The organism is Pseudomonas sp. LFS044, from assembly GCF_047978245.1.
Classification (GTDB): Bacteria; Pseudomonadota; Gammaproteobacteria; order Pseudomonadales; family Pseudomonadaceae; genus Aquipseudomonas.
In genome coordinates, this window is record NZ_JBFPFX010000025.1 from 72,483 (window position 1) to 93,426 (window position 20,944).

At 65.1% G+C, this 20,944-nt stretch carries 19 protein-coding genes; 12 read left to right on the plus strand and 7 right to left on the minus strand.

Annotated elements, in window-relative coordinates; all coding sequences use genetic code 11:
* Positions 1 to 99: 99 nt before the first annotated feature.
* The 3 genes from ACNQPL_RS19960 to ACNQPL_RS19970 all read left to right on the plus strand — a co-directional run bounded on the left by ACNQPL_RS19960 (position 100) and on the right by ACNQPL_RS19970 (position 2,953).
* Positions 100 to 591 carry a hypothetical protein gene (locus ACNQPL_RS19960; protein ID WP_346615410.1) on the plus strand — a complete coding sequence of 164 codons (492 nt, stop codon included), beginning with the start codon at positions 100 to 102 and terminating at the stop codon, positions 589 to 591.
* Between the two features lie 79 nt (positions 592 to 670).
* On the plus strand, positions 671 to 2,077 hold the full coding sequence (locus ACNQPL_RS19965; protein ID WP_416467673.1) for an adenosylmethionine--8-amino-7-oxononanoate transaminase: 1,407 nt from the start codon (positions 671 to 673) through the stop codon (positions 2,075 to 2,077).
* 153 nt (positions 2,078 to 2,230) lie between these two features.
* On the plus strand, positions 2,231 to 2,953 hold the full coding sequence (locus tag ACNQPL_RS19970) for a 16S rRNA (uracil(1498)-N(3))-methyltransferase (protein ID WP_416467674.1): 723 nt from the start codon (positions 2,231 to 2,233) through the stop codon (positions 2,951 to 2,953).
* Between the two features lie 62 nt (positions 2,954 to 3,015).
* Here ACNQPL_RS19970 and trhA read toward each other — a convergent pair whose 3' ends face one another.
* The 7 genes from trhA to ACNQPL_RS20005 all read right to left on the minus strand — a co-directional run bounded on the left by trhA (position 3,016) and on the right by ACNQPL_RS20005 (position 12,536).
* Complete coding sequence (gene trhA / locus ACNQPL_RS19975; protein WP_346615413.1) at positions 3,016 to 3,633, minus strand: PAQR family membrane homeostasis protein TrhA; 618 nt, start codon at positions 3,631 to 3,633, stop codon at positions 3,016 to 3,018.
* A gap of 101 nt (positions 3,634 to 3,734) precedes the next feature.
* On the minus strand, positions 3,735 to 4,208 hold the full coding sequence (locus tag ACNQPL_RS19980) for a chemotaxis protein CheW (protein WP_346615414.1): 474 nt from the start codon (positions 4,206 to 4,208) through the stop codon (positions 3,735 to 3,737).
* Entirely contained in the window at positions 4,201 to 9,090 is a 4,890-nt protein-coding gene (locus tag ACNQPL_RS19985; protein ID WP_416467675.1) for an Hpt domain-containing protein, read from the minus strand. The genes ACNQPL_RS19980 and ACNQPL_RS19985 overlap by 8 nt, the downstream gene beginning before the upstream one ends.
* Positions 9,091 to 9,099: 9 nt before the next feature.
* The gene (locus ACNQPL_RS19990) at positions 9,100 to 11,124 is read right to left on the minus strand and encodes a methyl-accepting chemotaxis protein (protein ID WP_346615424.1); all 2,025 of its coding nucleotides are present in this window, start codon (positions 11,122 to 11,124) and stop codon (positions 9,100 to 9,102) included.
* A gap of 47 nt (positions 11,125 to 11,171) precedes the next feature.
* Complete coding sequence (locus ACNQPL_RS19995; protein ID WP_346615416.1) at positions 11,172 to 11,726, minus strand: chemotaxis protein CheW; 555 nt, start codon at positions 11,724 to 11,726, stop codon at positions 11,172 to 11,174.
* Entirely contained in the window at positions 11,723 to 12,088 is a 366-nt protein-coding gene (pilH, locus tag ACNQPL_RS20000) for a twitching motility response regulator PilH (RefSeq protein WP_060509717.1), read from the minus strand. Before pilH ends, ACNQPL_RS19995 begins: the two co-directional genes overlap by 4 nt.
* A 46-nt stretch (positions 12,089 to 12,134) precedes the next feature.
* Positions 12,135 to 12,536 carry a response regulator gene (locus ACNQPL_RS20005; protein WP_346615417.1) on the minus strand — a complete coding sequence of 134 codons (402 nt, stop codon included), beginning with the start codon at positions 12,534 to 12,536 and terminating at the stop codon, positions 12,135 to 12,137.
* A 196-nt stretch (positions 12,537 to 12,732) separates the two neighbouring features.
* Here ACNQPL_RS20005 and gshB point away from each other — a divergent pair, with 196 nt between their 5' ends.
* The 9 genes from gshB to hslU all read left to right on the plus strand — a co-directional run bounded on the left by gshB (position 12,733) and on the right by hslU (position 20,865).
* The gene (gene gshB, locus ACNQPL_RS20010) at positions 12,733 to 13,686 is read left to right on the plus strand and encodes a glutathione synthase (RefSeq protein WP_346615418.1); all 954 of its coding nucleotides are present in this window, start codon (positions 12,733 to 12,735) and stop codon (positions 13,684 to 13,686) included.
* A 91-nt stretch (positions 13,687 to 13,777) separates the two neighbouring features.
* On the plus strand, positions 13,778 to 14,680 hold the full coding sequence (locus tag ACNQPL_RS20015) for a TonB family protein (RefSeq protein ID WP_416467676.1): 903 nt from the start codon (positions 13,778 to 13,780) through the stop codon (positions 14,678 to 14,680).
* Between the two features lie 186 nt (positions 14,681 to 14,866).
* Positions 14,867 to 15,436 carry a YqgE/AlgH family protein gene (locus tag ACNQPL_RS20020; protein WP_346614065.1) on the plus strand — a complete coding sequence of 190 codons (570 nt, stop codon included), beginning with the start codon at positions 14,867 to 14,869 and terminating at the stop codon, positions 15,434 to 15,436.
* Positions 15,436 to 15,861 carry a Holliday junction resolvase RuvX gene (gene ruvX, locus ACNQPL_RS20025; protein WP_346614066.1) on the plus strand — a complete coding sequence of 142 codons (426 nt, stop codon included), beginning with the start codon at positions 15,436 to 15,438 and terminating at the stop codon, positions 15,859 to 15,861. The genes ACNQPL_RS20020 and ruvX overlap by 1 nt, the downstream gene beginning before the upstream one ends.
* 49 nt (positions 15,862 to 15,910) lie before the next feature.
* Positions 15,911 to 16,429 (plus strand): bifunctional pyr operon transcriptional regulator/uracil phosphoribosyltransferase PyrR, encoded by a 519-nt coding sequence (gene pyrR / locus ACNQPL_RS20030; protein WP_346614067.1) that lies wholly within the window; start codon positions 15,911 to 15,913, stop codon positions 16,427 to 16,429.
* 13 nt (positions 16,430 to 16,442) lie between these two features.
* Positions 16,443 to 17,447, plus strand: a complete 1,005-nt coding sequence (locus tag ACNQPL_RS20035) for an aspartate carbamoyltransferase catalytic subunit (RefSeq protein ID WP_008099987.1) — start codon at positions 16,443 to 16,445, stop codon at positions 17,445 to 17,447.
* Positions 17,444 to 18,715, plus strand: coding sequence for a dihydroorotase (locus tag ACNQPL_RS20040; protein ID WP_416467677.1), 1,272 nt, complete (start codon positions 17,444 to 17,446; stop codon positions 18,713 to 18,715). Before ACNQPL_RS20035 ends, ACNQPL_RS20040 begins: the two co-directional genes overlap by 4 nt.
* Before the next feature lie 202 nt (positions 18,716 to 18,917).
* Entirely contained in the window at positions 18,918 to 19,448 is a 531-nt protein-coding gene (gene hslV, locus ACNQPL_RS20045) for an ATP-dependent protease subunit HslV (protein WP_003249309.1), read from the plus strand.
* A 73-nt stretch (positions 19,449 to 19,521) separates the two neighbouring features.
* The gene (gene hslU / locus ACNQPL_RS20050; RefSeq protein ID WP_346614069.1) at positions 19,522 to 20,865 is read left to right on the plus strand and encodes an ATP-dependent protease ATPase subunit HslU; all 1,344 of its coding nucleotides are present in this window, start codon (positions 19,522 to 19,524) and stop codon (positions 20,863 to 20,865) included.
* Positions 20,866 to 20,944: the final 79 nt, after the last annotated feature.

Genomic DNA, 20,944 nt, shown 5'->3' on the forward strand with positions numbered 1-20,944 from the left:
AGTGCCTTTGGCAACTGGCATTTTTGCCAGTAGCCAAGGCTCCCGGGCCTGCGCAATGCTGGTGCAAGGTGGCCAAAAATCCGACAAAAGGAGCCGCGAATGATCTATGAGGAGCATTTCGCACACGTCAAACGGCAGTTCCTTACGCACAAACAGACGCTGCTCACGCCATCAGGCTTGAGCATCCGCTCGAACGGCACTTCCTGGACGGGCTTTCATGAAGCCTTCAAGGGCGATGAGGGTACCGAGCTTGTGATCGGCGAGCAGAGTGACGTGGAGATCACCTTCAGCCAGGAAGTCGAGAGCCTTCGCCTCGAGTACTACGTGGTCAGCGATCAGCACTTCGAAGATGTGCAATTGCTGCTGGACACCGATGGTTACGACACCGGCCCCTTCGCCCCGGCCCCGCGCAACTTCTACTGGCTCACGCTTTCGGGCAGCGGGTTTACCGAGTTCATGCCCGGCCCGATCTCCACCCAACCGTACCATCAGCTACTGGCCGGGCCGTTTCGGCGCCTGACCATTTCCACTTCTCAAGCCGGCACCGTCCACATTCGCAAGCTCGAATGGACCCGCACCTGCCGCCATTGAGCCGCAGCGGTTGTTCTACCTCCCGGCATTGCTTAGGCTTACGCGGTCAAACCAAGCCGTAACGCCAGGAGAAGCGCCGATGGGCCTCAATGATCAGTGGATGCAGCGTGACCTCAAGGTCCTGTGGCACCCCTGCACCCAGATGAAAGACCACGAGCAGCTGCCGCTGATCCCGATCAAGCGCGGCGAAGGGGTGTGGCTCGAGGACTTCGAAGGCAAGCGCTACCTGGATGCCGTCAGCAGCTGGTGGGTCAATGTGTTCGGCCACGCCAACCCACGCATCAACCAGCGCATCAAGGACCAGGTCGACCAGCTCGAGCATGTGATCCTGGCAGGCTTCAGCCACCAGCCGGTGATCGAGCTGTCCGAACGCCTGGTGGCCATGACGCCGGCCGGGCTGGATCGGGTGTTCTACGCCGACAATGGCTCTTCGTGCATCGAAGTGGCGCTGAAGATGAGCTTCCACTACTGGCTGAACATCGGCAAACCGTCAAAAAAACGCTTCGTCACCCTGACCAACAGCTACCACGGCGAGACCATTGCCGCGATGTCGGTGGGCGACGTGCCGCTGTTCACCGAAACCTACAAGGCGTTGCTGCTCGACACTATCAAGGTGCCTAGCCCGGACTGCTACCTACGCCCCGAGGGCATGGGTTGGGAAGAACATTCGCGCAACATGTTCCAGGCCATGGAACAGACCCTGGCCGAGCATCACGAAACCATCGCTGCAGTGATCATCGAGCCTTTGATCCAGGGCGCCGGCGGCATGCGCATGTACCACCCGGTCTACCTCAAGCTGCTGCGCGAGGCCTGCGACCGTTATGGCGTACACCTGATTCACGATGAAATCGCCGTTGGTTTCGGCCGCACCGGCACGATGTTCGCCTGTGAGCAGGCCGGCATCCGCCCCGACTTCCTGTGCCTGTCCAAGGCGCTGACCGGCGGTTACCTGCCGCTGGCCGCCTGCGTGACCACCGACACGGTGTACCAGGCGTTCTACGACGACTACCCGACCCTGCGCGCGTTCCTCCATTCGCACAGCTACACCGGTAACCCGCTGGCGTGCGCCGCTGCGTTGGCGACCCTCGATATCTTCGAGCAGGACAACGTAATCGAGGCCAACAAGGCGTTGTCTGCGCGCATGGCCAGCGCCACGGCGCACCTGGCCGATCATGCCCATGTCGCGGAAATCCGCCAGACCGGCATGGCTCTGGCGATCGAGATGGTCCAGGACAAGGCCGGCAAGGTCGCCTACCCGTGGCAGGAGCGCCGTGGCCTGAAGGTGTTCGAGCATGCCCTGACCCGCGGTGCGTTACTGCGCCCGCTGGGCAGCGTGGTGTACTTCCTGCCGCCTTACGTGATTACCCCGGAACAGATCGACTTCCTCGCCGAAGTCGCCACTGAGGGCATCGATATCGCGACCCGGGACAGCGTCAGTGTCGCCGTGCCAGCCAACTTCCACCCGGATTTCCGCGATCCGGGCTGACCGAACAGCCATCGCACTGCCTTGTAGGAGCGGCCTTGTGTCGCCGCGGGTTCAGCGTCGCTGCGACATTGACGGGGCCGCTCTGCGGCCCTTTCGCGACACAAGGCCGCTCCCACAGGGGCACGATGTCCAACCTTCTTTCCGAGCAGAACCATGAGACTGTCCCGTTTCTTTATCGACGCCCCCCTGAGCCTTGGCGAGCACGACCTGCCCGAGGCCCAGGCCCACTACATTGGCCGCGTATTGCGCATGGCCGCTGGCGATGCTGTGCAACTGTTCGACGGCAGTGGCCAGGAATACCTCGGCCAGCTGCTGGAAGTGGGCAAGAAAACCGTGCGCGTCAGCCTCGATCAGGCCCTCCCCGGCCAGGCCGAGTCGTCGCTGCACATCCACCTCGGTCAGGGCCTGTCCCGTGGCGAGCGCATGGATTGGGCGATTCAGAAGGCCACCGAATTGGGCGCCAACGAAATCACGCCGATCGTCAGCGAGCGCTGCGAAGTGCGCCTGAAGGATGAGCGTGCCGACAAACGCCTGGCCCACTGGCGCCAGGTAGCGATCAGCGCCTGTGAGCAGTGCGGCCGTTCGACCTTGCCAGTGATCCACACGCCCGTAAGCCTGGCGGATTGGATCAAAAGCAGCGACGCGGACCTCAAGCTGGTGCTGCACCCAGTTGCCGAGCCACTGACCAGCCATGCCAAGCCGGCACGCCTGGCCTTCCTCATCGGCCCCGAAGGCGGCCTGAGCGATGCCGAGGTCGAGCAGGCCAAGGGCGCCGGCTTCCACGCCGCCCGCCTTGGCCCGCGCGTACTGCGGACCGAAACAGCGCCGGTGGTGGCGCTGTCGGTGGCGCAGCAATTGTGGGGTGATTTTTCGTAGGGCATGCCAGGGGATTGTTTTCGCCTATCAGATCGAGCGCCGCCCGCGCGGCGCTCAACCCCCTAACGCACGTACAGTGACACCGCCACGAAGTGCATCAGGCTGCCGGCAATCACGAACAGGTGCCAGATGCCATGCCAATGGCGGAAGCGGCTGTCGAACGCGAAGAAGATGATCCCCACCGTGTAGAACACCCCACCGGCCGCCAGCCAGGCGAAGCCAGCGGTGCCGAGGCTGTGCAGCAGCGGCTTGACCGCCACCAGGACAATCCAGCCCATTACCGCGTAGATGATGATCGACAGGACCCGTGCCTCGGAGCGCGGCTTGATTTCCTGGAGCATGCCAAGCACCGCCAGCCCCCAGACCACACCGAACAGGCTCCAGCCCCAGGGCCCGCGCAGGCTGACCAGGCAGAACGGCGTGTAGCTGCCGGCAATCAGCAGGTAGATCGACAGGTGATCGAGCTTGCGCATGATCACCTTCGCCCGGCCGCGGGTGCTGTGGTAGAGGGTCGAAATGCTGTAAAGCAGCAGCAGTGTGCCGCCGTAGATGGAGAAACTGACGATCTTCCAGGGGTCGCCCTGCAGGCCTGCGACGACGATCAGCCAGATGGCACCGAGGCCGGCCAGAATGGCACCGACGAGGTGGGTCCAAGCGTTGAAACGTTCACCGTAATACATGCAAACACAGACCTCCTTGGATGAGCTGGGTTCCTCATCCTGACAGTGGTGTACCTGTGGGAGCGGGCTTGCCCCGCGAAAAGGCCAGCCGCAGCACCATCCTACCCAAGCACAGGTTGCAGTCGCGCGTCACGCACCAGCCTCTCCAGCCCGATCAGGTCCGGCACCCGTGCCACCTGCTCGCCCACCTGCACCGCCGCCAGCTCCAGGCTACCCAGCGCCACATCCACATAGTTGAGCTGGCTGTCGAGCTTGCACGAGCGCGGAATGTCCTGCAGCAGCACCGCCAGGTAACGCAGCCCGGTATCGCCGAGCGCGTTCAACACGACGATACGCGCCCGCTCGCCGCACGGTGTCTCCGTGCCACAAGCCGCCTCGAAACCGATCAGCGGCAGGTGCTGCTGGCGCCAGTCGATCCACCCCAGGTGCCAGGCCGGCTCGCCGCGCTGGCACACCAGATTGCGCTGGCCAATCAGTTCCGCCACGGCGACATTGGGCAGCACCAGCGTGCGGTCGCCCAACGGCAGCAGCAAACCGGTCAGGCTGCTGCGCTGGCCTGAGATCAGTTCAAGCATGGGTCTGGCTCCAGTGGGCGATGCTCTGCAGCAGCACCGACTCCTGATAGGGTTTGCCCAGGTAGTCGTTGACACCGATGGCCATGGCCCGGTCACGGTGCTTCTGCCCGGTGCGCGAAGTGATCATGATGATGGGGAGGTCTTTAAGACGCTGGTCACGGCGAACACGGGCGGCCACTTCAAAGCCGTCCATACGCGGCATTTCGATGTCCAGCAGCAACACGTCCGGGCGGTGCTCTTCCAGCAAGGCCATGGCGTCGACACCGTCCTTGGCCGTCAGCACGCTCATGCCATGGCGCTCCAGCAGGCGGCTGGTGACTTTGCGCACGGTCACCGAGTCGTCCACCACCATCACCAGCAACGCCCTGCGCGGTGCCGGCCCGAACAGCGTGCGCTGTACCCCGCTACCGCCCGGCAAGCGTGCCAGGCGCCGTTGCTGGCCGCGCAGCTGGCCGAGCAGATCAAGAATCAGCACCACCCGGCCATCACCGAGCAAGGTGGCGCCCGACAGCCCCGCGACAGCCGCGAACTGGGGGCCAAGGCTTTTCACCACGATCTCGCGGCTGGGCGACAGGCTGTCGACCTGAATGGCGAACGACTGCTCCTGGGAATGCACCAGCAGCACCGGCAACGGCACGCTCTGGCCCAGCAGGCTTGGGCGTGGCAAGCCTTGCAGCAGCTCACCCAGGTAGCGCAATTCGTACGTGTGGCCGGCATAAACGTAATGGGGCACGTCTTGCTGATAGCAGGCGGCCAGCTCGGCTGGCGGCACGCGGACGATGCCCTCGATGGTGTTGAGCGGGATGGCGTACTGCTCTTCGCCCAGGTGCACCATCACCGCGCGGTTGATCGACACGGTGAAAGGCAGGCGGATCAGGAAGCGTGCACCCTTGCCTGGGGCCGACTCGATACTCATCGAGCCACCTAGTTGCTTGACCTCTTCGTGGACCACGTCCATGCCAAGGCCACGCCCGGAAATCTGAGTGATCTTCTCGGCCGTGGAAAAGCCCGGGCGCAAGATGAATTGCAGGATCTCGTGGTCGCTCAGGTTGGCCTGCGGGTCCAGCAAGCCACGTTTGATCGCCTTGCGCCGCACGGCCTCCAGCGGCACGCCGGCACCATCGTCGGTCATCTCGATGACGATATCGGCGCCCTCATGCAGCAGATTCAGGTGAATGGTGCCCAACTCCGGCTTGCCGGCCGCCAGGCGCGCCTCACGTGCTTCCAGGCCATGGTCGACGGCATTGCGCAGCATATGCTCGAGCGGCGCCACCATGCGCTCGAGCACACTGCGGTCGAGCTCGCCCTCGGCATTGCCGACCACCAACTCGACCTGCTTGCCCAGCTCGCTGGCCACCTGGCGCACCACCCGCTGCAAGCGCGGCACCAGGCGCTCGAACGGCACCATCAAGGTCGCGGTCAGGCCTTCCTGCAACTGGCTGTTCACCCTCGCCTGCTGTTGCAGCAGGCTCTGGGCCTCTTGCGCACGCTGGGCCAATGTCTCTTTCAGGTCGAGCAGGTCGGATGCCGATTCGAACAGCGCCCGAGACAATTGCTGCAACTGTGAATGGCGGTCCATTTCCAGCGGGTCGAAGTCTTCGTAGGCGTCACCCTCGAACGGTTGGCGGCTGCTGATCCGCCCTTGGGTTTCCATGTCCAGGCGCAGCAGCTGGTCGCGCATGCGCTCCAGCGTGGTCTCCATCTCGTTCAGGGCAAACTGGGCATCGTTGACTTGTTGCTCGATACGCCCGCGGATGACGGAGTGCTCGCCGGCCAGGTTGCCGAGGTCGTCGAGCAGTTCGGCATCCACCTTGACCATGTCGCCAGGCGCCCGCTCCGGGGCAGCAGCAGCCACCTCGGCGGGCGCGGCCTCGGCCTGCGCCTGCCCGGCAGCGCTGTCGGTCAGGGCGGCGCTGCTGAAGTTACGGATATAGTCGATCAGCGCGGTGGCGGCATGCAGCGGCTGGCCCAGGCGCACGGCATCGAGCATGTGCGCCAGGCGGTCATGGCAGTTTTGCAACAGGGCGAACAACGGCGCACTCGGCGGCAAACGCCCAGCGGCCAGCAGTTCGTAAAGAAATTCCAGCTCGTGGGCCAGGTCGCCGATGGCGGCGATTTCGACCATTCGTGCGCCGCCCTTGAGCGTGTGCAGGTCACGCAGCAGGTTGTCCACTTCAACGCTGCTGCGCGGGTCGGCCTGCCAGCGCGCCAGGGCCGCGCCGGCGCTTTCGACGATGTCCGAGCTTTCTTCGAGGAAGACTTCCAGCAGTTCCTTGTCGCCCGGGTTATCGGCCTCTTCGGCCGGCTCCAGGGGGGCGTCGAGCACAGTGACCGACCCGGGTGCCACCAGGCCTGTGGCATCGGGCGCCAAGGCGCCGTCGAGCAAATTGCGCAGGCCATCGGTGCAGTCCGGCCGGGCGGTCAGCTCCTGGCCAGCCGCTACCTCGTCAAGCATGTCGAGCAGCACCTCGTGGGCCTGCCGGGCCTGGGCGAAGAAACGCGCATCAGCAGCCAGGCTGCCCTCTTCCACTGCGCCGTAGAGGTCCAGCAGCGCTTCGCAGACATCGTCCATTTGCCACAGGTCGGCCAGGTGCGCACCGTGGCAGAGGGTGGTCAGTTCATCGAGCAAGGTGTCCAGCGACTGGCGCTGCCCGGGTTGCTCCTGCCAGCGCGACAGCAACGACTCGGCGTCCAACAGGATGTCCATGGCTTGGGCCAGGAAGTTTGCGATCAATTGCGGGTCGCGCCTGCCCCGGCGCGCCTGCAGCGGCTCGTCATGCACGCTGGCAAGCCGCGCGTCCACCGCCTCGCCGACCTGCTCGATCAGCTCGGCCGCACCGGGTATGGCGGCCAACGGCGTGCTGCTCAATTGCGCCAACCCCGCTTCAAACAAAGCCCGCGCCGCTTCCAGCCATTCGATTTCGGCCACCTGCAATGGGAACTGGTGGCCCCGGTACTCGCGCACCAGGCGGTCGAAGGCAGTCGCCAGCTCGGCGATCGGTAACACGCCAGCCATCGCCGCGCTGCCTTTGAGCGTGTGCAGGGCGCGCTGCAGGCCATCGCTGACAACGGTGCCCTGGCCATCGGCGGCCTGCAGGAATGCGTCCAGGCTGGCCAGGTGGCCCTGGGCCTCATTGCGAAAGATGTCCAGCAACAGCGGGTCGAGGCCATCGATCTCGGCACTGGCCGGTGCATCGTTTTCCGCCAGTGCATGCAGGTGGCTCGCCAATTGCTCGATCTCGGTCACCTGGGGCATCTGGCCGGCAGCAAAGTCGGCCAGCAGGTCGGGCAGGTGCACGACTACCTGCTGCAAGGCCACCACGCCTTCCGGGGCCAGCGTCATGCGCCCCTCCAGCACCCGGTTGAGCAGATGCTCGCCGCCCCAGGCCAGTTCGGCGACCGCCTGGGCATGGACCATGCGGCCACTGCCTTTGAGCGTATGCAGGTCGCGGCGTACCTCCAGCAAGGCATCGCGCAGGGTATTGTCGGCACGCCAGCGCAACCAGTGCCGCTCGATCTCTGGCAGCAACTCGCCGGCTTCCTCGAGGAACACCTCGCGCAGTTCATCATCGATGCCGTCGGTGCTGCCGTCCTGCTCAACGCCGGCATCACCGTGCGAGCACTGCACGCCCAGCGCCGACAAGCTTGCGCGGGCCATGTCGAGGAAGGGCTGGCCATCGGCCAGCGGGTCGGCAACCCGCCATTGCAGGTAGCACTCGCTGGCGCTGAGGGCGTCAGCCAGGTGGTTCAGCTCGTCCGCTGGCGGCTCCACGTCAAGATGCTGCAGCCAGCGCTGCACATAGCCCGCACAGCCGGCGAACACTTCGGCAGCCGCTGGCAGCATCAGCATCGCCAGCGCACCTCGCACCTGCTGCAGCAGGCCCGGCAAGGGCTGCAGGCGCTGGCGCGGCCAGTCGGACTCAAGGCAATCGCCGATCAGGTCCTTGGCCTGCTGCAGCACATTCAGCGATTCGTTCAGCACCAGCTGGCGAATTTCGGCCAAGTCCGAACCGGGCAGGCCGCCCTGCCCGCCTTCCTCCAGCGGGCCGACCATGCCATTGAGGCTTGCCTCCACGTACAGCAAGGCGCCTGCCACATCCATGAGCACCGCGTCATTTGCCGCGCGTTCGCCCTGGGCCACGGCTTGCAGGGCCAGCACCTGGTCGACGATCACCCGCCGTGGCTGCTGAAAACCCAGGACCGCGAGGGTATCGGCAACATGGCGCAAGGGTGACAGCAGGCTGTCCAGCTGCTCGCTGTGCTGGCGATCACCCCGCACGAACTGGTCCAGGCGCTCCTTGATGCGCATCAGGTCATCGCACAAGGCGCTGATCACCGAGCGCAACGCATCACGCCCGGGCCCTGCCTGAATCTGATCACGCCAGTTGCTCAACGACAGGTCGAGGTTGGCCAGGTCGTCGGAGCCTGCAAAGCGCTGGGCTGCGCCGCTGATCAAGCTACCCTGGGCCAACGGCTCGACACCGCGGCAGGCGCGCAACTGGTTGAGCAACGGCAGCATCACCAGCGGCAGGTCATGCCGCGCCCCGCGCAGCCGCTCCAGGTACGACGGCAGTTGCTCCAGGCCACGGAACAGCGGCCCCAGGCAGTCACCGCGCGGGCTGACCTGGCCTTCGGCAATGGCCCTGGCCAACAGCTCCAGCTCTTCGGCCAGGCGCGTGGCACCGCGCAGTTCCAGCATGCGCAGGCAGCCATGCACCTGGTGCAGGTTGTCCACCACGAACCCTAGCAAGGACAAGTCGTCCGTCGCCCCGGCAAAGCGCTCCAGGGCTTGGCGCGCCTGGCCCAGGCAGTCGAGGATGGCCGCCCGCGTCCAGGCCAGGGCCACGGTATCGTGGCGTTCGGGGCTTACGGCTGCAGCCATGACCATTCCTTAGCGCCGCTCGGCCGGTGCTGGCAAAGTAAACCCGGACACCGAGCGGCGCATCTCGCTGGCCATCCGTGCCAGGTGGCGGATGCTGTCGGCGGTGGCCCCGGAGCCGGCGGAGGTTTGCGCGGTGATCTGCTGGATGACCGCCATGGTGTGGGAAATCTGCCCTGCAGAGGATGTCTGCAACTGGGCGGCATCCGAGATGCTGTGGATAAGTTCGGCGAGGTTTTGCGAAACCCCTTCGATTTCGGCCAGCGCCACCCCGGCGTCCTGCGCCAGCCGTGCGCCACGCACCACTTCGGCAGTGGTCTGCTCCATGGAAATCACCGCCTCGTTGGTGTCGGCCTGAATGGTCCGCACCAGCGCTTCGATCTGCCGCGTCGCCGAGGATGAGCGCTCCGCCAGGCGCTGGACTTCATCGGCAACCACGGCAAAGCCCCGGCCGGCCTCCCCCGCCAACGAGGCCTGGATAGCCGCGTTGAGGGCAAGAATGTTGGTCTGGTCGGCAATGTCGTCGATCAGGCTGACGATGTCGCCGATCTCTTGGGAAGACTCACCCAGGCGCTTGATCCGCTTGGCGGTGTCCTGGATCTGCTCGCGGATGTTGTCCATGCCGTTGATGGTGTTGTGCACCACCTCATTGCCCTTGTTGGCAATCGCCACCGAACGCTCGGCCACCTTGGCCGACTCGTAGGCATGCGCCGAAACCCGGTCGATCGACTCGACCATGTCGCCCACCGCCTCCGACGCCTCGCTGATCTGATCGGCCTGGTGCTCCGAGGCCTTGGCCAGCTGACGGGCGGTGTTCTGCGTGTCCTGCACCGCTGCAGCCACTTGCTCGGCGCTGTGGTTGATGGTGGCTACCAGGTCGCGCAACTGGTCCACGGAATAGTTGATCGAGTCGGCAATGGCCCCGGTGAAGTCTTCGGTCACCGACACCGTCACGGTCAGGTCGCCGTCGGCCAGCTCTTCGATTTCGTCGAGCAGGCGCATGATCGCCTGCTGGTTGCGCTCGTTCTTCTCGGCGGTTTCGTGCAACTGCCGGTGGGTGGCGCGCACCATCACCAGGCCGATCAGGATGATCGAGGCCAGCGCCAGCAGGCCCAGCACATAACCACCGACGGTATCCAGCGTGCGTCCGGCGGCCAGGTTCTCAAAGCCATTGGCCAGGTGCGAGGCTTCATCGAGCAGGGTTTGCGACAGGCTGAAGATGTTGCCCGCCGCTTCGCGCACACGGAACAGCTCCGGCGAGGTTTCGAGGATTTCATCGACCGAGCCTGCGACGAACTGGAACAGCTCGGCGATTTCGGCCAGCCGGGCACGGGCGTCGGCATCCTCGACGCGGGTGACCTGAATGGCTGGGTTGCCCGCCAGCATGCCTTCGAGCACCTGGCCAAACCGGCTGGCATCACGGCCGAAGGTGTCGGCGGCCTGCGCTGCTGTGTCGTCGCCGGCCAGCACGGTGTTGACCGACCCCAGAATGCGCTCGGCTAGCAGCAACTGCCGTTGTGCCACAACCACCTGGCTGGCCGGAGCACCGCTCTGCAGCAGGATCTCGACCACCTTCTCGTACTCCACCTGCAGCTGCGGCACGGTTTCGGCCAGGGTCGCCGCCACCTGGTGCAGCGACAATACAGTCTGTTCACTGGCAAGAATGGTATCGGTGTTCTTGCGCAGGTTTTCCCAGTCTTGGCGTACCGCCTCCATTTCATCCTTCACGGCGGCCGGCGCCGCCGGCAGGCCGGTGGACTTGTCACCTTCGCGCAGGTAGCTCCAACGCCGCTCGAAATCGTTGCGGGCATCCGACAGCAACTTGAAGGCCAGGGCCTTGCCAGCCGCCGCCTCGGTGGCGTTCTTGGCGATGCGCTGGGACAGCACGCGCAGTTCGCCGGCGTGGCCGATGTACTGCTTGTCGTGGTTGGACTGGGTATTGAGGTAAGCGAAATTGGCGAACAGCAGGATGATCGAAAGGATCAGCACCACGAACAGCACGGTGATCTGCGCGATGCTGCGGGTGCGCGGGGTCATGCTGGAGGGGGCGACATTGGTGGCCGGCTTGTTCACGTTCGAAAGTCCTATAGCGCCACGTCTAGAAAGCCCGGCGCCTGGCACAGGGCGAAGGGGCTGAAAATCGCCCAGTTGCGTTCACGCGGGAAATGCCCCTGGACGAACCTTGCGGCGGCGCGAATCAACGGCTGTGGCGGCGCCAGCTCCAGGGTATCCAGGGCAAAGTGCTGCAGGCCCAGCACCTCGTCGACCAGAAGGCCGACGAACAGGTCCTCGTGGTCCAGCACCAGCACCCGCCGCTGCTTGCCCGGGGCCGCCGGGCCGAGGCCGAGAAAACTGCTCAGGTCCATCACCGGCAGCAACCGGCCGCGCAGGTTGGCCACCCCGCAAACCCAAGGCTGCACCCCCGGCACCCGGCTGCTGCGCGGCTCGCGCGACACCTCGGCCACCTCGCCCATTGGCGCGACGAACCACTGCCCGGCAATGCGAAAACCGATACCGCTCCATTGTTGCAGGCGGGTGTCCTGCAGCGGCTGGTCGGCCACCAGCAGGCGGCAGCGCCGGTCGATGTCCAGCAACAGCTCGAAGGCGGTCAGCGACGCGCCTTGGGGGCGGGTGGTCAAGCGCCCAGTACTTCTTTGAGCTTGGCGATCAACGCGTCTTCTTCCACGGGTTTGGTCAAGAAGTCGCGGGCGCCCTGCCGCGTGGCCCAGATCCGGTCGGTTTCCTGGTCCTTGGTGGTGACCACCACCACGGGGATGGCGCTGGTTTCCGGGTCCTTGCTCAGCTGGCGGGTGGCCTGGAAGCCGTTCATGCCAGGCATGACGATGTCCATCAGCACCGCATCCGGTTTTTCCTGGCGGGCCAGGGCCACACCGTCGGCGCCGTTGTTGGCCTTGAGCACTTGGTGGCCATGCTTCTCGAGCCATTCGGTCAATCTGTACATCTCTGTCGGCGAGTCGTCGACAATCAGAACTCGGGCCATGCTGTTTCCCCATCAGGAAAAAAAGGCCGTGCCACCTCGGGCGCGGTCAGGGTGCGTGTTGTTCGTGCGCAACGAAACCGGGCACATGGGCCTTGATCGCGTCGAGCAGTTCTTCCTTGCTGAATGGTTTGGTCAGGAACTGGTCAGAGCCGACCACCCGCCCGCGGGCCTTGTCGAACAGGCCATCGCGTGACGACAGGAGAATCACCGGGATGTCCTTGAAGGCACTGTTGTGCTTGATCACCGCACAGGTTTGATAGCCATCCAGGCGGGGCATCAGCACGTCGACGAAAATGATCTGCGGCTGGTGGTCGACGATCTTGGCCAGGGCATCGAAACCGTCGCTGGCGGTGATCACCTCGCAGCCCGCTTCGCCGAGCAACATCTGCGCGGTGCGGCGGATCGTGCGGGAATCGTCGATCACCATCACCTTCAGGGGCTGTTCCATAAGTCGCGCTACCATCGCTGCACAGTGTGGGCTGCAAGGCACTGATGGCTTGCAGCTTGAAGCTGAGGGCATTTTTAGCACACTCCGGGGGCCCGTTCCATCTGCCGCCCCCTTGACCCGCGGCGCTCACAGCGCCACCCTGAGCCACTTTTCTTTCGATTCACCGCGGCCACGGGCCGCCAAGAGGAACCACCCCATGAGCGTTCGCCTCGGCATTGTCATGGACCCGATCGCGTCCATCTCCTACAAGAAGGACAGCTCGCTGGCCATGCTGCTGGCCGCCCAGGCCCGCGGCTGGAGCCTGTTCTACATGGAGCAGCGCGACCTGTACCAGGGCGAAGGCAAGGCCCGCGCGCGGATGCGCCCATTGAAAGTGTTCGCCGACCCGGCGCGCTGGTTCGAGCTGGGCGACGAACAGGACAGCACCCTGGCCGAGTTGGACGTGATCCTGATGCGCAAGGACCCGCCGTTCGACATGGAGTTCGTCTACAGCACTTACCTGCTGGAACAGGCCGAGGCCGAAGGCGTGCTGGTGGTCAACCGCCCGCAGAGCCTGCGCGATTGCAACGAAAAACTGTTCGCCACGCTGTTCCCGCAGTGCACGCCGCCGACCCTGGTCAGCCGCCGCCCGGACATCATTCGGGAATTTGCGGCCAAGCACGGCGACGTGATCCTCAAGCCGCTGGACGGCATGGGCGGCACGTCGATCTTCCGCCACCGGGTTGGCGACCCCAACCTGTCGGTGATCCTCGAAACCCTGACCGCACTCGGCGCCCAGCAGATCATGGCCCAGGCCTACCTGCCGGCGATCAAGGACGGCGACAAGCGCATCCTGATGATCGACGGCGAGCCGGTCGACTACTGCCTGGCGCGCATCCCGGCCAGCGGCGAGACCCGCGGCAACCTGGCCGCCGGTGGCCGTGGCGAAGCACGCCCGCTGAGCGAGCGTGACCGCTGGATCGCCGCCCAGGTCGGCCCGACCCTGCGTGAAAAGGGCCTGCTGTTCGTAGGCCTGGACGTGATCGGCGACTACCTCACCGAAATCAACGTCACCAGCCCGACCTGCATTCGCGAGATCGATGCCGCCTACAACACCGATATCGGCGGCAAGCTGATGGATGCCATTGATCGCCAGCTGAAGGCGCGCTGACCGCCGACGCGAAGCAAAAGCCCGGAGTGGGGTATGATGCCAGTCCTTTTCGACTGAGCTGCTGCCCCGCCCTGCGGTTGCTGGATACCCGATGACGCTGCCCGCCGACATCCCTGCCGACCTGCTGCCACCCCGCGTTCGCCCGGTGGACCGGCTTGGCTTTACCCTGTTCCTGGCTGCCCTGGTGCACCTGGCGCTGATCCTCGGGGTCGGTTTCAGCGTGGTCAAACCGGCTGAAATCCGCCAGACCATGGATATCACGCTGGCCACCTTCAAAAGCGAGAAGGCACCCGAGAAGGCCGATTACCAGGCACAGGCCAACCAGCAGGGCAGCGGCACCCTGGAAAAAAAGGCGGTGCCCACCACCACCGAGGTCGCGCCGTTCCAGGACAGCAAGATCAACAAGGTCACACCACCGCCCGCGGCCAAGCCCGAAGTCGTGCCGCCTGCGCCGCAGAAGTCTGCCGTGGCTATCCAGGCGCCCAAGGCACAGAAGGTCGAGCCCAAGCCCAAGGCAAGCAAACCGCAGCCAAAACCGGCAGCGGCTACGCCTGATTTCGACAGCTCGCAGCTGTCGAGCCAGATCGCGAGCCTTGAGGCCGAGCTGTCCAACGAACAGCAGATGTACGCCAAACGCCCGCGCATCCACCGGCTGAACGCGGCGTCGACCATGCGCGACAAGGGCGCCTGGTACAAGGAAGAGTGGCGCAAGAAGGTCGAGCGGGTGGGCAACCTCAACTACCCCGACGAAGCGCGCCGGCAGCAGATTTACGGCAACTTGCGGATGATGGTGTCGATCAACCGCGATGGCTCGTTGTATGAGGTACTGGTGCTGGAGTCGTCCGGCCAGCCGCTGCTGGACCAGGCCGCGCAGCGCATCGTGCGGCTGGCCGCGCCGTTTGCGCCGTTTACCGGGGACCTTGCCGAATACGACCGGCTGGAGATTATCCGCACCTGGCGGTTTGCCCGCGGGGATCGGCTTTCCAGTAACTGATTTGCGCTTTCAGGGCCGCTTCGCGCCCCATCGCCGGCAAGCCGGCTCCCACAGGGACCGCGCCGTCCTCAGAAGCACCGTTGTACCTGTGGGAGCCGGCTTGCCGGCGATGGGGCGCGAAGCGGCCCTGAATCTCAGCTGCACAGCACCTTGTCAGCCTCGCCACCTGGCGCCACACTATCCCTCATGAAAACCCTCGCCCCGAGCTACCTCAAGCATCAGTTCCTGATCGCCATGCCGCACATGGCCGACCCGAACTTCGCCCAGACCCTCACGTATATCGTCGAGCACAACGCCAATGGCGCCATGGGCCTGGTGGTCAATCGACCTCAGGAGCTGAACCTGGCGGACATTCTCGAGCAGTTGCGCCCGGACGAGGAGCCACCGGCCAGTACCTTGCAGGTGCCCATCTACCAGGGTGGCCCGGTGCAGACCGACCGCGGCTTCGTGCTGCACAGCAGCGAATGCAGCTTCCAGGCCACCGTGGCCCTGGAAGGGCTGTCGCTGACCACGTCGCAGGATGTGTTGCTTGCGATTGCCGCAGGGGTCGGCCCCAAACAGAGCCTGATCACCCTGGGCTACGCCGGCTGGGAAGCGGGCCAACTGGAAGCGGAACTCGCCGACAACGCTTGGCTCAACTGCCCGTTCGACCCTGACATCCTCTTCGGCATGGCCAGCGAGCAGCGCCTGGGCGCCGCCGCCAGCAGCCTGGGCATCAACCTCAGCCTGCTGACCAGCCAGGCGGGCCACGCCTGATGGCTGAACTACGCCTGTTGCTGGGCTTCGACTACGGCAGCAAACAGATCGGCGTGGCCGTCGGCCAGGTGATCACCGGCCAAGCCCGCGAGCTGTGCACCCTCAAGGCGCAGAACGGCGTGCCGGACTGGGCCCAGGTGGAAAAACTGATCACAGAGTGGAAGCCCGATGCCATCGTCGTCGGCCTGCCGCTGAACATGGACGGCACGCCCAGCGAAATGAGCGCCCGCGCCGAGAAGTTCGCCCGCCGCCTCAATGGCCGCTTCAACCTGCCCGTGCACACCCACGACGAACGCCTGACCACCTTCGAGGCCAAGGGCGAGCGCATGGCCCGCGGCGGCCAGCGCGGCAGCTACCGTGACAACCCGGTCGATGCCATCGCCGCTGCCCTGCTGCTGCAAGGCTGGCTGGAGGCCAACACCTAACTTTCCGCTTTGCCGTCGGGCCAACCCGGCGCCCCCCTAGGAGCACGCAATGAGCCTACCCAATCCCGCCGACCTGATCCGGCAGATGGCTGTCGACCTACGCGCCCATCTGGCCCGCCGCGGCATCACCGAACCGCGCTTCATCGGCATTCGCACCGGCGGTGTCTGGGTAGCCCAGGCCCTGCAGCAGGAAATGGCCGACGAAAGCCCGCTGGGCACCCTGGACGTGTCCTTCTACCGCGACGACTTCAGCCAGAACGGCCTGCACCCGCAAGTGCGCCCCTCCGAGTTGCCGTTCGAGGTCGAAGGCCAGCACCTGGTGCTGATCGACGACGTACTGATGAGCGGCCGCACCATCCGCGCCGCACTCAACGAACTGTTCGACTACGGCCGCCCGGCCAGCGTGACGCTGGTTTGCCTGCTGGACCTGGATGCCGGCGAATTGCCGATCCGCCCCAACGTGCTCGGCGCCACCCTGTCGCTGGCCGCCCATGAACGGGTAAAATTGACCGGACCCGCACCGCTCGCCCTCGAGCGCCAGGACCTCGCCACCGCTTCCGCCCTTTAAGAGTCCACTCGCGATGACGCCAATCGACGCCAAGCGCCCGCTGCAGCTCAATGATCAGGGCCAGCTGCGCCACTTCCTCTCGCTCGACGGTTTGCCCCGCGAACTGCTGACCGAGATCCTCGACACCGCCGACTCGTTCCTCGAAGTCGGCGCCCGGGCCGTCAAGAAAGTCCCGTTGCTGCGCGGCAAGACCGTGTGCAACGTGTTCTTCGAGAACTCGACCCGTACCCGCACCACCTTCGAACTGGCCGCTCAGCGCCTGTCGGCCGACGTGATCAGCCTCAATGTGTCGACCTCCTCGACCAGCAAGGGCGAAACCCTGTTCGACACCCTGCGCAACCTCGAAGCCATGGCCGCCGACATGTTCGTGGTGCGCCACTCCGACTCGGGTGCCGCGCACTTCATTGCCGAACACGTGTGCCCGGATGTCGCGGTGATCAACGGCGGTGATGGCCGCCATGCCCACCCTACCCAAGGCATGCTCGACATGCTGACCATCCGCCGCCACAAGGGCAGCTTCGAAAACCTGTCCGTGGCGATCGTCGGCGACATCCTGCACTCGCGCGTGGCCCGCTCCGACATGCTCGCGCTGAAGGCACTGGGCTGCCCGGACATCCGCGTGATCGGCCCGAAAACCCTGATCCCGATCGGCATCGAGCAATATGGCGTGAAGGTCTACACCGATCTCGCCGAAGGCCTGAAGGACGTCGATGTGGTGATCATGCTGCGCCTGCAGCGCGAGCGCATGGCCGGCGGCCTGCTGCCCAGCGAAGGCGAGTTCTACCGCCTGTTCGGCCTGACCACCGCGCGCCTGGCCGGCGCCAAGCCTGACGCCATCGTCATGCACCCAGGGCCGATCAACCGCGGCGTGGAAATCGAATCGGCGGTTGCTGACGGCAAACACTCGGTGATCCTCAATCAGGTTACCTACGGCATCGCCGTGCGCATGGCGGTACTGTCCATGGCCATGAGCGGGCAGAACGCGCAACGTCAATTCGACCAGGAGAACGCCCAGTGACCCTCAGCATTCTTGGCGCCCGGGTCATCGACCCCAAGAGTGGCCTGGACCAGGTCACCGACCTGCACCTGGATGGCGGCCGTATTGCCGCGATCGGCGCGGCCCCAGCCGGTTTCAGCGCCAGCCGTACCCTCCAGGCCGACGGCCTGATCGCCGCGCCAGGCCTGGTCGACCTCGGTGTCTCCCTGCGTGAGCCGGGTTACAGCCGTAAAGGCACCATCGCCAGCGAAACCCGCGCCGCCGTGGCCGGCGGCGTCACCAGCCTGTGCTGCCCGCCGCAGACCAAGCCGGTGCTGGACACCTCGGCAGTGGCCGAGCTGATCCTCGACCGTGCCCGTGAAGCCAGCAACAGCAAGGTCTACCCGATCGGCGCCCTGACCAAAGGCCTGGAAGGCGAGCAACTGGCCGAGCTGGTGGCCCTGCGCGACACCGGCTGCGTGGCCTTCGGCAATGGCCTGAAGGAAATCCCCAACAACCGTACCCTGGCCCGCGCCCTGGAATACGCTGCCACTTTCGACCTGACCGTGGTGTTCCACTCCCAGGACCGCGACCTGGCCCAGGGTGGCCTGGCCCACGAAGGCGCCATGGCCAGCTTCCTCGGCCTGCCCGGCATCCCCGAAAGTGCCGAGACCGTGGCCCTGGCCCGCAACCTGTTGCTGGTCGAGCAGAGCGGCGTGCGCGCGCACTTCACCCAGATCACCAGCGCCCGTGGTGCGCGGCTGATCGAACAAGCCCAGCAGCTTGGCCTGCCAGTCACTGCCGACGTTGCCCTGTACCAGCTGATCCTCACCGACGAGTCGCTGCGCGAGTTCTCCAGCCTGTACCACGTGCAGCCGCCACTGCGCAGCAGCGCCGACCGCGAAGGCCTGCGCCAGGCGGTCAAGTCGGGCGTGATCCAGGCGATCTCCAGCCACCACCAGCCGCACGAGCGCGATGCCAAGCTGGCACCGTTCGGCGCCACCGAGCCTGGGATCAGCAGCGTCGAACTGCTGTTGCCACTGGCCATGACCCTGGTTGACGACGGCCTGCTCGACCTGCCAACCCTGCTGGCTCGCCTGACCAGCGGCCCTGCGGCGGCCATGCGCCTGCCGGCGGGTGAGCTGAAGGTAGGTGCAGCAGCTGACCTGGTGCTGTTCGATGCCAAGGCCTCGACCGTTGCCGGTGAACAGTGGTTCTCGCGCGGCGACAACTGCCCGTTCATCGGCCACTGCCTGCCTGGGGCGGTGCGTTATACCTTGGTCGATGGCCATGTCTGCCACGAGGGCTGAGTAGGCCCCACGGCCCTCATCGCCGGCAAGCCGGCTCCCACAGGGATTTGCAGCGCTAAAACCTGCGTGGGGGCCGGCTTGCCGGCGATGAGGCCAGCACAGACATCCACCAACCATTCATCCCTCCCGGTTGAAATCCTTCCCCCCACCCCCATATGAGTCTGCATCAGGCAATTTTGCCCCGCTGCGTGGAGACTCCCCCTTGACCACCATCGTTTCTGTCCGCCGTAACGGCAAAGTCGTCATGGGCGGCGACGGCCAGGTATCCCTCGGCAACACCGTGATGAAAGGCAACGCCAAAAAGGTTCGTCGCCTGTACCACGGCCAGGTCATCGCTGGCTTCGCCGGTGCCACCGCCGATGCATTCACCCTGTTCGAGCGCTTCGAAGGGCAGCTTGAGAAACACCAGGGCCACCTGGTGCGTGCCGCTGTCGAACTGGCCAAGGAATGGCGTACCGACCGCTCCCTGAGCCGCCTGGAGGCCATGCTGGCCGTGGCCAACAAGGATGCATCGCTGATCATTACCGGCAACGGCGACGTGGTCGAGCCCGAAGACGGCCTGATTGCCATGGGTTCCGGCGGCGCCTACGCCCAGGCCGCAGCCCGCGCCCTGTTGAACAAGACCGACCTCTCGGCCCGTGAAATCGCCGAGACAGCCCTGAACATCGCCGGTGACATCTGCGTGTTCACCAACCACAACCTGACCATCGAGGAGCAGGACCTGGCCGACTGATCAGTTGTTTTGGCGTCCCGCCCAGAGCGGGACTTTTCCACACTGATTGCTCTGCTCGAGGACCATTTTCATCATGTCCATGACCCCCCGCGAGATCGTCCACGAACTCAACCGCCACATCATCGGCCAGGACGACGCCAAGCGCGCCGTGGCCATTGCCCTGCGCAACCGCTGGCGGCGCATGCAGCTGCCTGCCGAGCTGCGTGCCGAGGTCACCCCGAAGAACATCCTGATGATCGGCCCCACCGGCGTCGGCAAGACCGAAATCGCCCGCCGCCTGGCCAAGCTGGCCAATGCGCCGTTCCTCAAGGTCGAAGCGACCAAGTTCACCGAAGTGGGCTACGTTGGCCGCGATGTCGAGTCGATCATCCGCGACCTGGCCGACGCCGCCATGAAGATGTTGCGTGAGCAGGAAATCATCCGCGTGCGCCACCGCGCCGAAGATGCCGCCGAAGACCGTATCCTCGATGCCCTGCTGCCGCAGGCCCGGGTGACCAGCTTCAGCGAAGAAGCCGCACAGACCAGCAGCGATTCCAACACCCGCCAGCTGTTCCGCAAGCGCCTGCGTGAGGGCCAGCTGGACGACAAGGAAATCGAGATCGAAGTTGCCGACACCGCCGGCGTCGAAATCGCCGCGCCGCCCGGCATGGAAGAGATGACCAACCAGCTGCAGAGCCTGTTTGCCAACATGGGCAAGGGCAAGCGCAAAGCGCGCAAGCTGAAGGTCAAGGAAGCGCTGAAGATGGTTCGCGACGAAGAAGCGAGCCGCCTGGTCAATGACGACGACCTCAAGGCCAAGGCCCTGGAAGCGGTCGAGCAACACGGTATCGTGTTCATCGATGAAATCGACAAGGTTGCCAAGCGTGGCAACGTCGGCGGTGCCGATGTATCCCGCGAAGGCGTGCAGCGCGACCTGCTGCCGCTGATCGAGGGCTGCACCGTCAACACCAAGCTGGGCATGGTCAAGACCGACCACATCCTGTTCATTGCCTCCGGCGCGTTCCACCTGAGCAAGCCGAGCGACCTGGTGCCTGAACTGCAGGGCCGCCTGCCGATCCGTGTCGAACTCAAGGCACTGACCCCGGAAGACTTCGAGCGCATCCTGCAGGAGCCGCACGCTTCGCTGACCGAGCAATACCGCGAGCTGCTCAAGACCGAGGGGCTTAACATCGAGTTCCAGGCCGACGGTATCAAGCGCCTGGCCGAGATCGCCTACCAGGTCAACGAGAAGACCGAGAACATCGGTGCCCGCCGCCTGCACACCCTGCTCGAGCGCCTGCTCGAAGAGGTATCGTTCAGTGCCGGTGACCTGGCCAGTGCACATGACGAAGCACCGATCCAGATCGATGCCGCTTATGTGAACAGCCACCTGGGTGAGCTGGCGCAGAACGAAGACCTGTCGCGTTACATCCTGTAAGACTGAAGGGGCCGCTTCGCGGCCCAATCGCCGGCAAGCCGGCTCCCACAATGTCCGCAGCACTGCTGAACCCTGTGGG